We start from the raw sequence: 13,412 nt of genomic DNA, 5'->3' as shown, positions 1-13,412 counted from the left end.
GTGACCGGCCCCGGTCCTGTTGAAGCACTGGACGACCCGAGGTCCACGACGCACAACGCCCCCGGGCCATGAGGCCGGGGGCGTTGTGCGTACGACGGTGAGCCGGGGACTACGCCCAGCGCTCGGACGCCGCGGTGAAGGTGAGCTCGCGGTCGCCGGTGTAGATCTGCTTGGGGCGGGCGATCTTCTGGTCCTTGTCCTGCACCAGCTCCGACCACTGCGCCAGCCAGCCCGGCGTACGGCCGATGGCGAAGAGCACGGTGAACATCTCCGGCGGGAACTGGAAGGCCTCGTAGATCAGGCCCGAGTAGAAGTCCACGTTGGGGTAGAGCTTGCGCTTGACGAAGTACTCGTCCTCGAGCGCGATCTTCTCCAGCTCGAGCGCGATGTCGAGGAGCGGGTTGGTGCCCGTGACTTCGAAGACGTCCTCGGCGGACTTCTTGATGATCTTCGCGCGCGGGTCGTAGTTCTTGTAGACCCGGTGCCCGAAGCCCATCAGGCGCTCGTTGCCGTCCTTCACGCCGTCGATGAAGGCGGGGATGTTCTCCTTGCTGCCGATGCGCTTGAGCATCCGCAGCACGGCCTCGTTCGCACCGCCGTGCAGCGGGCCGTAGAGCGCGCCCACGCCCGCCGAGACGGCGGAGTAGGGGTCGACCTGCGAGGAGCCGACCGAGCGGACCGCGTTGGTCGAGCAGTTCTGCTCGTGGTCGGCGTGGAGGATGAAGAGCACGTCGAGGGCCTTCACCAGGCGCTCGTCGGCCTCGAACTTCGACTCGCTCATCTTGAAGAGCATCGAGAGGAAGTTGGCGGTGTAGCCCAGGTCGTTGTCCGGGTACACGTAGGGCTTGCCCTGCGCGTGGCGGAACGCCCAGGCGCCGAGGGTCGGCATCTTCGCGATCATCCGCACGATCTGCATGTGCCGGTTGTCGGCGTCGCTGATGTTGCGGGCGTCGGGGTAGAACGTCGACAGCGCGCCGACGGAGGCCATCAGCATGCCCATCGGGTGGGCGTCGTAGCGGAAGCCCTGCATGAACGACTTCACGTTCTCGTGCACGAACGTGTGGTAAGTGATCTCGTGCACCCACGTGTCGTACTGCTCCTTGGTGGGCAGCTCGCCGTGGATGAGGAGGTAGGCCACCTCGAGGAAGTTGGACTTCTCCGCGAGCTGCTCGATGGGGTACCCGCGGTACTCCAGGATGCCCTTGTCGCCGTCGATGTAGGTCACCGACGAGCGGCACGAGGCGGTGTTGACGAACCCGGGGTCGTAGGTCGCGAGACCGGGCTGCTCCTCATCGAGGCGGATCTGTCCGAGGTCCTTGGCGGCGATCGTGTTGTCGGTGATCGCGATGTCGTACGTCTGACCGGTCCGGTTGTCGGTGACAGTCAGGGAATCCTTGGCCGCAACGTCGGTCACGTCGGCTCCTGTCTCTGCGCTCGATGCGTTTCGAGCGTCTTGTGTACGTCTGTGGGGTCCCCTCAACCTAGACCGGGGCGTGTGACGACCGCGAATCAGGTGTCCAGCAGTGGGACGTGCGGCGGCACCGGACGGCATCACCGTCCGGCGACGCGGTGGGCCACCCGGGCGATGCGGCTGGTGCGTGCCAGGCCGGCGTCCTCGCGACGGTCGGCGGCGCGGTAGAGGCCGTACAGCGCGTGCACCCCGGCCCACCTCAACGGCTCCGGCTCCCACCTCCGGACCCGGTGCCCGGTCCACGGCAGCCGGGTCAGCTCGGTGTCGTGGCCGAGCACCAGGTCGCGCAGCGTCCTGCCCGCCAGGTTGGTGGCGGTGAGGCCCGAGCCGACGTAGCCGCCGGCATGGCCGAGGCCCGTCGCGGGGTCGTAGGCCACGCTGGCGCTCCAGTCGCGCGGCACGCCCAGCACCCCGCACCAGGCGTGGTCGAGCCGCACGCCGGCCAGCGAGGGGAAGAGGGTCGTCAGCGTGGAGCGCAGCTGCTCGACGGTCCGGTCCTGGGTGCGGCCGTCGTCGTCGGTCCGCGAGCCGAAGCGGTAGGGCACGCCGCGTCCACCCATCGCGATGCGGCCGTCGGCGGTGCGCTGGGCGTAGCAGTAGGCGTGCGCCTCGTCGCCGAGCAGCTCCTCGCCCTCCCACCCGATCTCGCGCCACTGCGACGCGGTGAGCGGCGCCGTGACCACGATCGCGGAGTTCATCGGCAGCCAGTCGCGCCGGTGCCCGGAGAGCCCGGCGGTGAAGCCCTCCAGGCAGCGCAGCACCACCGGGGCGCGCAGCGTGCCGCGCTCGGTGGCGATCGTGCCGGGGGAGACCGACGTGACGCGGGTGCCCTCGTGGATGCGTACGCCGCGCTCCCGCACGACGCGGGCGACGCCGGCCACCAGCTTCGCGGGCTGCACCCGCGCGCAGTCGGGGTCGAGGTGGCCCGACACGGCGCCGGCCACCCGGATCCGCTCGGCCACCTGGGCCGCGGTGAGCTCACCGCCGAGGCGCTGGCGCTGCGCCTCCGACCGCGCGACGCTCAGCACGCCGCTGCGGACGATGTCGGCCTCGATGCCCTCGCGCGCGGCCACGCCGACGACCTCGTCGACCGTGCCGCGCAGCGCGTCACGCAGGCGACGTACGCCGTCCTCGCCCGCCACGGCGGCGTACGTCCGCGCGCTCCCGGCGAGCTCGCTCGAGAGCCACCCGCCGTTGCGGCCCGAGGCGCCGAAGCCGGCGAACTCCGCCTCGACGACGCGGACGTCGAGGTCGGGATCGGCCTCGACGAGGTAGTACGCCGTCCACAGCCCGGTGAGCCCGCCGCCGACGACCACCACGTCGCACGACATGTCACCCTCGAGCCGGTCGGTGGGAGTGGGCAGCCCGACCTGCTGCCACCAGAAGGAGACGCCGCCGTTGCGCACGGAGCCATTGTGCTCACGCGACCGCGCTCCGGGTGCCCGCTCCTCGTTTTGACCCCCCTCGCGCGTGAGCCGTAGTCTTGCTGGTCGCGACTCCTGCCGCGCCCGATCCCTCAGGGACCGGGCGCAGATCCGGACGTCATCCCCAGTCTCCCAGCGGAGCCGGGGAGCGATCCGGGCCGTGTTCGTCAGAAGCCGCAGCAGCACCAGTCGGCCCTCGTCCGAGGGCCGGGACCAACGAACCAGAACGGGATACCGCCGTGCGCACGTACAGCCCCAAGCCCGCTGACATCCAGCGTGAGTGGCACGTCATCGACGCCACCGACGTGGTCCTGGGCCGCCTCGCCGTCCAGACCGCCAACCTCCTCCGCGGCAAGCACAAGCCGACCTTCGCCCCCCACATGGACATGGGCGACTTCGTCATCATCGTGAACGCCTCGAAGGTGTCGCTCTCGGGGTCGAAGAAGACCACCAAGATGGCCTACCGCCACTCCGGCTTCCCGGGCGGCCTCTCGGCCACCCCCTTCGGTGAGCTCCTGGAGAAGGACGCCCGCAAGGCCATCGAAGGCGCTGTGTGGGGCATGCTCCCGAAGAACAAGCTCGGTCGCCAGGTGCTGAAGAAGCTCAAGGTCTACTCCGGCCCCGACCACCCGCACCTGGCCCAGCAGGCCACCCCGTTCGAGATCTCGCAGATCTCCCAGTGACTGAGGACTCACAGATGACTGAGAACACCACCGAGGTCGAGGAGACCTTCGAGGCCAACGCCGAGGGCGTTTCCTACACGTCCGAGAGCGACGCCTCGGCCGACACCCCGGCCCGTCCGGCCACCATCGCCCCCGGCGCGGCCACCGGCCGCCGCAAGGAGGCCGTCGCCCGCGTGCGCATCGTCCCCGGCACCGGCGAGTGGACCATCAACGGCCGCTCGATGGACAGCTACTTCCCCAACAAGCTGCACCAGCAGATCGCCAACGAGCCGTTCGTCGAGCTTCAGCTCGAGGGTCGCTTCGACGTGATCGCGCGCATCCACGGCGGCGGCATCGCCGGCCAGGCCGGTGCCCTGCGCCTCGGCGTGGCGCGCTCCCTCAACGGGATCGACACCGACGCCAACCGCCCGGCGCTCAAGAAGGCCGGTCTGCTCACCCGCGACGCCCGCGTCGTCGAGCGCAAGAAGGCCGGTCTCAAGAAGGCCCGCAAGGCCTCGCAGTTCAGCAAGCGCTGACCCAGCCTGCACCTCGAGGCCCGCACCGTCGTCACGACGGTGCGGGCCTCGTCGCATCTGCACCCCCGTCCGGCAGACCTCGTTTCTGCGGCGGGCGTGCGCGACCCGTAGGCTCCCGGGCCATGACGCGACTCTTCGGCACGGACGGCGTCCGGGGCCTGGCCAACGCCGATCTCACCGCCGAGCTGGCCCTCGACCTCTCGGTCTGCGCCGCACACGTCCTGGCCGACCGCGGCGAGTTCGAGGGGCATCGTCCTCTCGCCGTGGTGGGCCGTGACACCCGCATCTCCGGGCAGTTCCTCGAGGCCGCGGTCGTCGCGGGCCTCGCCTCGGCCGGGGTCGACGTGCTGCTGCTGGGCGTGCTGCCGACGCCCGGCGTGGCCTACATGACCGACCGGCTCGGCGCCGACCTCGGCGTGATGCTCTCGGCGTCGCACAACCCGATGCCCGACAACGGCATCAAGTTCCTCGCCCGGGGCGGCCACAAGCTCGACGACGCGATCGAGATCGCCATCGAGCGCCGCATGGGCGAGCCGTGGGAGCGGCCCACCGGTGGCGCCGTCGGCCGGGTCGATGTCTACGAGAGCGCGGTGGAGGAGTACGCCGCCCACCTCGAGAGCACGATCAGCCACCCCCTGGTGGGCCTCAAGGTCGTCCTCGACTGCGCCGAGGGCGCCGCGCACGCCGCCGGCCCGCGCGCGCTCGAGGACGCCGGCGCGACCGTGATCGCGATCCACGCCGACCCCGACGGCCTCAACATCAACGACGACTGCGGGTCCACCCACCTCGGCGACCTGCAGAAGGCCGTCGTCGAGCACGGCGCCCACGCCGGCTTCGCGCTCGACGGCGACGCCGACCGCTGCCTCGCCGTCGACGCCGAGGGCAACGTCGTCGACGGCGACCAGATCCTCGCGATCCTGTCCCTCTCGCTGCTCGAGCAGGGGCGGCTGGCCAAGGACACGGTCGTCGCGACCGTGATGAGCAACCTCGGCTTCGTCCACGCCATGCGCGCGGGCGGCGTCGGGGTGCGGCAGACCAAGGTGGGCGACCGCTACGTCCTCGAGGCGATGAAGGTCTCCGGCTACAACCTCGGCGGCGAGCAGTCCGGCCACGTCATCCTCAGCGACCACGCCACGACGGGCGACGGCATCCTCACCACGCTGCACGTCATGGAGCGGATGGCCACCACCGGTCGGTCGCTGGCCGACCTCGCCTCCGTGATGACGCGGCTCCCGCAGGTGCTCCTCAACGTGTCCGGCGTCGACAAGTCCCGCGCCGACGAGGACGCCGTGCTGGCCGCGGCCGTCGCGGAGGAGGAGGCCGTGCTGGGGGAGCGGGGCCGGATCCTGCTGCGCCCCTCGGGCACCGAGCCGATCGTGCGGGTGATGGTCGAGGCGCCCACCGAGGACGAGGCCGAGGGCGTCGCCTCGCGGCTCGCCGACGTCGTACGCCGCCAGCTGGCGCTGTAGGCAGCGACCTGCTGTGAACGGCGACCCACGACCCGGTTCCGACGAGCGAGAGCCCCAGCAGCGCGGGTGGCTCTCACCTGGTGACGTCGTCCTCGGGGTCGGGATCGGGCTGGTGCTCGCCGTGGTGCTGGTCGCCCTGATGCCGGGCACGCGCGCTCACCTGCTGGGCGGGACCGACCAGGAGGAGACGACGGTCGTCGCCGTGCGCGAGGGCCCCCGCCCGGGGGAGGACGACCGCACCCTGACCTCCTACGAGCTGCGCTGGTCCGAGGGCGACGTCGTGCGGACCGCGACGTTCCGTCGCTCAGGGCCCGCCCAACGTGAGGTCGGTGACACCTGGACGTTGTGGGTCTCGCCGGACGGCTCGTCGGTGGAGACGAGCTCACCGCTCGCCACCTGGCTCTGGCTGGGGATCGGCATGCCCGTCTTCGTCCTCGTGATCGGAGCGATCGTGCGTTGGCGGGGACGGGTGATGGCGAGGTCGGCGATCCGCGAGGCCGACCGGATCGAGGCGGCGCGGTTTCGGCGCGCCTCGCGCCGCTAGTCGCCGCGCAGGCCCGTCAACGTCTGCGCCGCCCTGCGGGCGGCGGCCGCGCGCTCGGGGACCGAGCAGGCGTACGCCCGTCCGGCCTCGAGGAGCGAGGCGATCTCGGCGTCGAGGACGGCGAGCTCGTCGACGTCAGTGAGCTGCCGCCGCTCCGCCTCGGTGGCCCCGGCGCCGACCGGTGCGTCCTCGAGCGCGCCAGCGCGTGCACCGGCGGGCACTGCCTCGGCGTTCTCGAGCGCCGCGAGGGCGGTCCGCAGCGTCGAGGTGGTCTCGGCGTCGCGTGCCCGCCGGGCGTCGAGCATCGCTGCGCGCAGCCGGTCGCGGAGGGGTGAGGCGGTCGTCATGCGGCGACCCTGCCAAAGCGGGAGCAGGTCACGCACCCCGTTATCTGAGGACGCCGTGAACGTCCGCGGCCCGACCTGGCCCTCACGACGCCCTCAGACATCGGCGTGCGCGTGCGCGGGTGCGCGGCTACGGTCGCCACGTGGTCGACATCGAGCAGATCAACCCCCGCAACGAGGCGGCGCTGCGGGCGTGGTGGGAGGTCGGTCACGCCGCCACGGCCGAGCGGCCCGGGAAGCCGTGGCCGGTGTGGGAGCAGAGCCGCGTCGCGCTGCCGGCGGAGAACCCCGAGCGCACGACCACCCTCCTCGGTGCGATCGACGGCCGGGAGATGGTCGGTGCCGGCATGGCGATCCTCACCTCGCAGGACAACCTGCACCTCGCCGGCTCGGCGGTGTACGTCGACGCCGTCCGCCGCCGCGAGGGCATCGGGTCGGCGCTGCTCGCCGAGATCGAGGTCCTCGCGCGCGGGCACGGTCGCACCACCCTCACCGCCGAGGCGTACCTGCCGCCAGGAGGAACGGCACCGGCGGAGGCGTTCGCCCACTCGCAGGGCTTCGAGGTGGCCAGCCGCGAGTCGATCAAGGAGCTCGCGGTCGCCGACTACCTCGACCGTCGCGAGTCGCTGGCGGCTCGGGCGCCGACGCCCGACGGCTACCGGATCATCACGTTCGACACCGTCTGCCCCGACGACCACGTCGGCTCCTTCGGGCGGCTGCTCGGGATGCTGTTCTCCGAGATCCCGCTCGGCGAGCTCGACCTCCGGGCCTCGGAGTGGACGCCGGAGAGGATCCGGGAGGCCGAGCAGCTGCAGGTGTCGGTCGGCCGGCACGTGCACACCGCGATGGCGCTCGCCCCCGACGGCTCCGTGGCCGGCGTGAGCGACGTACGCGTCGACGACACCGACCGGGTGCACGCGCAGGTCGGCATCACCCTCGTCGACCCCGCCCACCGGGGCCGGCGGCTCGGGCTGGTGCTCAAGCTCGCCACCCACGACCTCGCGGTGGCGACGTACCCCGACCTGGTCTCCGTCGACACCTCGAACGCGGAGGTCAACACCCAGATGTTCGCCGTCAACGAGGCGCTGGGCTACCGCACCATCGAGACGCTGCTGGAGCTGCAGAAGAAGCTGTGAGCGGACGTCATGGGAAATCGAGGTTCGAACCGCGGATTCCCATGACGTCCCGGTGAGGCGGCGAGCCACTGGTCGTCCACAACCGCCTGCCCGTCGTCGCCCTCCACAGGGCCAGCGCGGTGACCGGGGGCGACCTCTGCTTCGTCGGCGAGCATCGCCGGATGCCAGGACGAGGACAGGCCCCACGCAGCCGCGAGGAGCGGGACCAACGACGTACGGCCGTGCGCGTCGTCGGAGACGCCCAGGGAGGCGTCGTGTCGCGCGACCAGCTGCGCGGGCTCGGCATCACGTGCGGGGAGCTCGGCGCCCACCTGACCGGCGGTCGTTGGAGGCCGGTCCACACCCAGTCGATCGCCGTGCACACCGGGCCGCTCGCGAAGGAGGGCCGGATGTGGGCGGCAGTCCTCGAGTCCGGCGACCGCGGCTGCCTCGACGGTGCGTCCGCACTCATCGCGGGCGGGCTGGAGCACTACACCGAGGACGTCATCCGGGTGTCGGTGCCGAGGGGCGTCCTGGCCAGGAAGGCGGCGGGCGTCGACATCCGACAGACCCGACGGCTGCTGACGACGGACCTGGCACCCAGCGGGATCCCGCGCACCCGGCCCGAGGTCGCCGGCGTACGGGCTGCGCTCTGGGCACGCAGCGACAAGCAGGCCACGCTCCTGCTGACCATGACCGTCCAGCAGCGCATGACCACCGCCGACCGCTTCGGCGCCCACGTCCTGACCGTGAAGCGGGACCGACGGCGCTTGCTCGTCACCACGGTCATCACCGACCTCCTCGGTGGCGTGCGCTCGCTCGGCGAGCACGAGTTCGCCCAGGAGTGCCGGCGTCGTGGCGTGCCGGAGCCCAGCCGGCAGGTCGTCCGGCAGGGCCGGGACGGCCGGTGGTACCTCGACGTGTGCTGGGAGGAGTGGGGCGTCGTGGTCGAGATCGACGGCATCCACCACGAGTGGGCGACCAACGTCGTCGCGGACGCCCTGCGCCACAACGCCGTCACGCTGGACCGCGCGATCGTGCTGCGGCTGCCGCTGGTGGGTCTGCGCACGGCGGCCGACGACTTCTTCGCCCAGATCATCGACGCGCTGGTCTCGCGCGGCTGCCCGCTCGGGACGTCATGAGAAATCGAGGTTCGAACCGCGGATTCCCATGACGTCCGCGGGCGAGGCCTCAGAGCTTGCGCAGGCGCACGTAGCGGACGGAGTGGTCGGCGTCCTTGCGGAGGACGAGGTTGGCGCGGGAGCGGGTGGGGGCGACGTTCTGCACGAGGTTGGGCTCGTTGATCGAGTCCCAGATGCGGGTGGCCTGGTCGACGGCCTCGTCGTGGGAGAGCGCGGCGTACTTGCGGAAGTAGGACGCCGGGTCGCGGAACGCGGTCTCGCGCAACCGCAGGAAGCGGTCGACGTACCACCGCTTGATGTCGGTGAGCGCGGCGTCGACGTAGACGGAGAAGTCGAAGAAGTCGCTGACCGCGAGACCGGTGCGGCCGTCGTCGCGCACGCGCGCGGGCTGGAGCACGTTGAGGCCCTCGATGATGACGATGTCGGGCCGCTTGACCACGACCTTCTCGTCGGGCAGGACGTCGTAGACGAGGTGGGAGTAGATCGGCGCCTCGACCTCGTCGCGGCCAGACTTGATGTCGATGACGAACTTGAGCAGCGCCCGGCGGTCGTAGGACTCCGGGAAGCCCTTGCGGTGCAGGATCCCGCGGCGCTCGAGCTCGGCGTTGGGGAGCAGGAAGCCGTCGGTCGTCACGAGCGCGACGTTGGGGTGCTCGGGCCAGTGGGCGAGCATCTGCTGCAGGACGCGCGCGGTGGTCGACTTGCCGACCGCGACGGAGCCCGCGAGGCCGATCACGAACGGCGTACGCGGCGGGGTGACGCGGTGCAGGAACTCCTCCTGCTCGCGGTGGAGCCGGGAGTTGGCCGCGACGTAGAGGCTCAGCAGGCGGGAGAGCGGGAGGTAGACCTGCTCGATCTCGCGCAGGTCGAGCTGGTCGCCGAGGCCCCGGAGCCGGGCGACCTCGTCGCGCGTCAGCGTCGTCTCGGCCGTGCCGGCCAGCTGTGCCCACGCCGCCCGCTCGAGCTCGACGTAGGGGGAGGTCTCGCCACCGTTGGAGGGCGGTGCGACCTCGGACATGGGTGCGATTGTGGCACCGCACGGGGGCGCAGGCGTGCAGCGGCCTGCCGATAGACTCCCCGGCCATGTGTGGAATCGTCGGGTACGTAGGTGCCAAACCGGCTGAAGGCGTCGTGATCGAAGGCCTCAGGCGCCTGGAGTACCGCGGATACGACTCCGCCGGGATCGCCCTCGTCGACGGCGGCACGATCGTGTCGGACAAGCGCGCCGGCAAGCTGGCCAACCTCGAGAAGGCCATCGCCGACTCCCCGCTGCCGCAGGTCACCACCGGCATCGGCCACACCCGCTGGGCCACCCACGGCCCGCCGACCGACCGCAACGCCCACCCCCACCTCGGCCGCGCGCGCCGGGTGGCGCTGGTGCACAACGGCATCATCGAGAACTTCGCCGAGCTGCGCGCCCGCCTGGAGTCCGAGGGCGTCGAGATGGCCTCCGACACCGACACCGAGATCGCCGCCCACCTGTTGGAGGAGCAGCTCGAGACCGGCGTCGACCTGACGGTCGCCATGCAGAACGTCTGCCGCGGCCTCGAGGGCGCCTTCACGCTCGTCGCCGTCGACTCGCAGGACCCGGACCGGGTCGTCGCGGCCCGCCGCAACTCACCCCTCGTGGTCGGCATCGGCGAGGGCGAGAACTTCCTCGGCTCCGACGTCGCGGCCTTCATCGAGCACACCCGCGAGGCGATGGAGCTCGACCAGGACCAGGTCGTCACCATCACCCGCGAGGGCGTCAGCGTCTCGGGCTTCGACGGCACGCCCGCCGAGGGCCGGCGCTACCACGTCGACTGGGACCTCTCGGCCGCCGAGAAGGACGGTCACGACTGGTTCATGCGCAAGGAGATCTTCGAGCAGCCGCGCGCCGTCGCCGACTCGCTGCTCGGTCGCCGCGGCACCGACGGCCTGCTGCAGCTCGACGAGATGCGCCTGTCCGACCAGGACCTGCGCGACATCGACAAGATCATCATCATCGCCGCCGGTACGTCGTTCTACGCCGGCATGGTGGCCAAGTACGCCATCGAGCACTGGTGCCGCATCCCGGTGGAGGTCGAGCTCGCCAGCGAGTTCCGCTACCGCGACCCCATCCTCACCGCCTCCACGCTCGTCGTGGCGATCAGCCAGTCCGGCGAGACCGCCGACACCCTGCAGGCGATCCGCCACGCGCGTGAGCAGCGCTCGAAGGTGCTCTCGATCTGCAACACCAACGGCTCGACCATCCCGCGCGAGTCCGACGGCGTGATCTACACGCATGCCGGGCCCGAGATCGGTGTCGCGTCCACCAAGGGCTTCCTGACCCAGCTCGTCGCCTGCTACCTCCTCGCGCTCTACCTCGCGCAGGTCAAGGGCACCCGCTACGGCGACGAGATCTCGCAGGTCATGGACCAGCTCGACCAGATGCCCGGCCACATCGAGACCGTGCTCGCCAAGGCCGAGCAGGTCTATGGACTGGCGCGCGACCACGTCGGCAGCCGCTCGGTGCTCTTCCTGGGCCGCCACGCGGGCTACCCGGTGGCGCTCGAGGGCGCGCTCAAGCTCAAGGAGATCGCCTACCTCCACGCCGAGGGCTTCGCCGCCGGCGAGCTCAAGCACGGCCCGATCGCGCTGGTGGAGGAGGGCCTGCCGATCCTGTGCGTGGTGCCGCCCCGCGGCCGCGACCAGTTGCACGACAAGATGATCAGTGGCATCCAGGAGGTGCGTGCACGCGGCGCCCGCACGCTCTGCCTGGCCGAGGAGGGCGACACCGCCATCACGCCGTACGCCGACGTGCTGATCACGCTGCCCCAGGTGCCGGTGCTGCTCCAGCCGCTCGTCGCCGTCGTGCCGCTGCAGCTCTTCGCGTGCGAGCTGGCCACCCAGCTCGGCCACGACGTCGACCAGCCGCGCAACCTCGCCAAGTCCGTCACGGTCGAGTAAGGGCCGGGGCTAGTCGCGTGCCGGTCATCGGCGTGGGCATCGACGTGGTCGACATCGACCGCTTCGTCCAGTCCCTCGAACGCACCCCGTCCCTGCGTGCACGGTTGTTCACCGACGACGAGGCGTCGCGCCCGCCGGCGTCGTTGGCCGCGCGGTTCGCCGCGAAGGAGGCGATCGCCAAGGCGCTCGGCGCGCCCGTCGGGATGGCGTGGCACGACGCCGAGATCGTCTCCGAGGAGACCGGTCGCCCGCGCTTCGAGATCCGCGGGACCGTCGCCGCCCGCGCCGAGGCGATGGGGGTCGCCCACGTCCACGTCTCGCTGTCCCACGACGCCGGCATCGCCTCGGCCGTCGTGGTCCTGGAGTCCTGAGCCGTGCTGCGCGCCCACCTCGTCGAGGACGTACGCCGGGCCGAGTCGGCCGTGATGGCCCGCCTGCCCGAGGGCGCCCTGATGCAGCGCGCCGCCGCGGGCCTGGCCGCCGCGGTGCTCGACCTGCTCGGCGGTGGATACGGCCGGCGGGTGCTGCTGCTCGTCGGCCCCGGCGACAACGGCGGTGACGCGCTGTGGGCCGGCGCACGACTCGCTGCCCGGGGCGCCGCGGTCGAGGCGCTGCTCCTCGCCGATCGCGTGCACCCGGCCGGCCTGGCCGCGCTCGAGCGTGCCGGAGGGCGCGCAGTCCGTGATCTCGACGCCCTGTCCTCCGAGCCGGACGTGCTGGTCGACGGCATCGTCGGCATCGGGGGTCGCCCCGGACTCCGTCCCGACGCGGTCGCGGCGCTGGAGCGGTTCCCCGAGGTACCCGTGGTGGCGGTCGACGTGCCGTCGGGGGTCGACGTCGACGGCGGCACCGTCGACGGACCCCATGTCCGCGCCGACCTGACGGTCACCTTCGGCACCCACAAGGTCGCCCACCTCGTCGACCCCGCGTCCCTCGCCAGCGGCGCCGTGCACCTCGTCGACCTGGGCCTCGACGCCACCGACCTCGGCCCGCCGGCCGTCGAGGCGCTCCAGCCCGCCGACGTGCGTGACCTGCTCCCGCGACCCGACGACGTCGCCCACAAGTACACCCGCGGGGTCGTCGGCGTCCGCGCAGGCTCGGGCACCTACCCGGGCGCTGCGCTGCTCGCCGTGGCGGGAGCCAACGCCGGCCTGGTCGGGATGGTGCGCTACGTCGGTCCGGAGGCGATCGCCGACACCGTCCGCAGCGCGCACCCCGAGGTGGTCGGCGCGGGCCGGGTCCAAGCCTGGGTGGTGGGCCCCGGCGGCGGTGACGACGCCGGCGCGATGCTCGCCGAGGCCCGCGCCGACGACGTACCCGTCGTTGTCGACGCCGACGCCCTGCGCCACGTGGACGGCCCGGTCCCCGGCTGCGTGCTGACCCCCCACGCCGGCGAGCTGGCCGCGATGCTCGGGGCGGAGCGCGAGGAGGTCGAGGCCTCGCCGCTCGCACACGCCCGCGCCGCGGCGGAGCGCTTCGGCTGCGTCGTGCTGCTCAAGGGCCACCACACGCTCGTCGCGGACCCCGACGGACGGGTGCGCGTGACCACCACCGGGGTGCCGTGGCTGGCCACCGCCGGCGCCGGCGACGTGCTCGCCGGACTGGTCGGCGCCCTGCTGGCAGCGGGGCTCGCGCCCTACGACGCCGCGTCGGTCGGGTCGTGGCTGCACGGGGCCGCCGCCACCCAGGCGGCCGGTGGTGGACCGCTGACCGCGAGCCGGGTCGCGGTCCAGATCCCGCGGCTGGTGCGCGACACCCTCGAAGGTTTGGGATGATC

13 protein-coding genes are annotated in these 13,412 nt (G+C 72.0%); 9 read left to right on the top strand and 4 right to left on the bottom strand.

All coding sequences use genetic code 11. The features are described 5' to 3' along the window. Positions 1–109: 109 nt before the first annotated feature. Both Q1B24_RS01845 and Q1B24_RS01840 read right to left on the bottom strand, forming a co-directional pair. Positions 110–1,414 carry a citrate synthase gene (locus tag Q1B24_RS01845; protein WP_299922597.1) on the bottom strand — a complete coding sequence of 435 codons (1,305 nt, stop codon included), beginning with the start codon at positions 1,412–1,414 and terminating at the stop codon, positions 110–112. A 137-nt stretch (positions 1,415–1,551) separates the two neighbouring features. After that, the gene (locus Q1B24_RS01840) at positions 1,552–2,877 is read right to left on the bottom strand and encodes an FAD-dependent oxidoreductase (protein ID WP_299922596.1); all 1,326 of its coding nucleotides are present in this window, start codon (positions 2,875–2,877) and stop codon (positions 1,552–1,554) included. A gap of 257 nt (positions 2,878–3,134) precedes the next feature. Here Q1B24_RS01840 and rplM point away from each other — a divergent pair, with 257 nt between their 5' ends. The 4 genes from rplM to Q1B24_RS01820 all read left to right on the top strand — a co-directional run bounded on the left by rplM (position 3,135) and on the right by Q1B24_RS01820 (position 6,106). Further along, positions 3,135–3,578: a 50S ribosomal protein L13 gene (rplM, locus tag Q1B24_RS01835; protein WP_299922594.1), complete on the top strand. Its 444-nt coding sequence runs from the start codon at positions 3,135–3,137 to the stop codon at positions 3,576–3,578. 14 nt (positions 3,579–3,592) lie between these two features. Further along, positions 3,593–4,093: a 30S ribosomal protein S9 gene (gene rpsI / locus Q1B24_RS01830; protein WP_299922592.1), complete on the top strand. Its 501-nt coding sequence runs from the start codon at positions 3,593–3,595 to the stop codon at positions 4,091–4,093. 122 nt (positions 4,094–4,215) lie between these two features. Next, a complete protein-coding gene (glmM, locus tag Q1B24_RS01825; RefSeq protein ID WP_299922590.1) occupies positions 4,216–5,562 on the top strand; it encodes a phosphoglucosamine mutase in 1,347 nt (448 codons plus the stop codon). A 13-nt stretch (positions 5,563–5,575) separates the two neighbouring features. Continuing rightward, positions 5,576–6,106 (top strand): hypothetical protein, encoded by a 531-nt coding sequence (locus tag Q1B24_RS01820; protein WP_299922588.1) that lies wholly within the window; start codon positions 5,576–5,578, stop codon positions 6,104–6,106. Here Q1B24_RS01820 and Q1B24_RS01815 read toward each other — a convergent pair. Then, positions 6,103–6,453 carry a hypothetical protein gene (locus Q1B24_RS01815; RefSeq protein ID WP_299922586.1) on the bottom strand — a complete coding sequence of 117 codons (351 nt, stop codon included), beginning with the start codon at positions 6,451–6,453 and terminating at the stop codon, positions 6,103–6,105. The two genes, Q1B24_RS01820 and Q1B24_RS01815, sit on opposite strands and share 4 nt — an antisense overlap. Before the next feature lie 140 nt (positions 6,454–6,593). On the opposite strand from Q1B24_RS01815, the gene Q1B24_RS01810 reads away from it, so the two are divergent. Together Q1B24_RS01810 and Q1B24_RS01805 are read left to right on the top strand one after the other, a co-directional pair. After that, a complete protein-coding gene (locus Q1B24_RS01810) occupies positions 6,594–7,586 on the top strand; it encodes a GNAT family N-acetyltransferase (RefSeq protein ID WP_299922584.1) in 993 nt (330 codons plus the stop codon). A 161-nt stretch (positions 7,587–7,747) separates the two neighbouring features. After that, positions 7,748–8,707 (top strand): hypothetical protein, encoded by a 960-nt coding sequence (locus Q1B24_RS01805; RefSeq protein WP_299922582.1) that lies wholly within the window; start codon positions 7,748–7,750, stop codon positions 8,705–8,707. 49 nt (positions 8,708–8,756) lie between these two features. Here Q1B24_RS01805 and coaA read toward each other — a convergent pair whose 3' ends face one another. Next, the gene (gene coaA / locus Q1B24_RS01800) at positions 8,757–9,725 is read right to left on the bottom strand and encodes a type I pantothenate kinase (RefSeq protein WP_299922580.1); all 969 of its coding nucleotides are present in this window, start codon (positions 9,723–9,725) and stop codon (positions 8,757–8,759) included. A 65-nt stretch (positions 9,726–9,790) separates the two neighbouring features. On the opposite strand from coaA, the gene glmS reads away from it, so the two are divergent. Genes glmS through Q1B24_RS01785 form a run of 3 tightly spaced genes read left to right on the top strand, consistent with a single transcriptional unit; the run spans position 9,791 to position 13,410 of the window. After that, positions 9,791–11,635, top strand: coding sequence for a glutamine--fructose-6-phosphate transaminase (isomerizing) (gene glmS / locus Q1B24_RS01795; protein ID WP_299922578.1), 1,845 nt, complete (start codon positions 9,791–9,793; stop codon positions 11,633–11,635). 17 nt (positions 11,636–11,652) lie between these two features. Further along, positions 11,653–12,006, top strand: coding sequence for a holo-ACP synthase (locus Q1B24_RS01790; protein WP_299922576.1), 354 nt, complete (start codon positions 11,653–11,655; stop codon positions 12,004–12,006). A gap of 3 nt (positions 12,007–12,009) precedes the next feature. After that, entirely contained in the window at positions 12,010–13,410 is a 1,401-nt protein-coding gene (locus Q1B24_RS01785; protein ID WP_299922574.1) for an NAD(P)H-hydrate dehydratase, read from the top strand. The last annotated feature ends 2 nt before the right edge of the window (positions 13,411–13,412 follow it).

The sequence above is a fragment of the uncultured Nocardioides sp. genome, assembly GCF_947488025.1.
Taxonomy (GTDB): Bacteria; Actinomycetota; Actinomycetes; order Propionibacteriales; family Nocardioidaceae; genus Nocardioides.
Note: the sequence above shows the minus strand (reverse complement) of the source record. Positions and strands in the feature narration are given on the sequence as shown.

Bases quoted from the DNA above. Each gene is read 5' to 3' on its own strand.
- Q1B24_RS01805 (WP_299922582.1), top strand. From the start codon at position 7,748: ATGCCAGGACGAGGACAGGCCCCACGCAGCCGCGAGGAGCGGGACCAA.
- glmS (WP_299922578.1), top strand. From the start codon at position 9,791: ATGTGTGGAATCGTCGGGTACGTAGGTGCCAAACCGGCTGAAGGCGTC.
- glmM (WP_299922590.1), top strand. From the start codon at position 4,216: ATGACGCGACTCTTCGGCACGGACGGCGTCCGGGGCCTGGCCAACGCC.
- rpsI (WP_299922592.1), top strand. From the start codon at position 3,593: ATGACTGAGAACACCACCGAGGTCGAGGAGACCTTCGAGGCCAACGCC.
- Q1B24_RS01815 (WP_299922586.1), bottom strand. From the start codon at position 6,453: ATGACGACCGCCTCACCCCTCCGCGACCGGCTGCGCGCAGCGATGCTC.
- coaA (WP_299922580.1), bottom strand. From the start codon at position 9,725: ATGTCCGAGGTCGCACCGCCCTCCAACGGTGGCGAGACCTCCCCCTAC.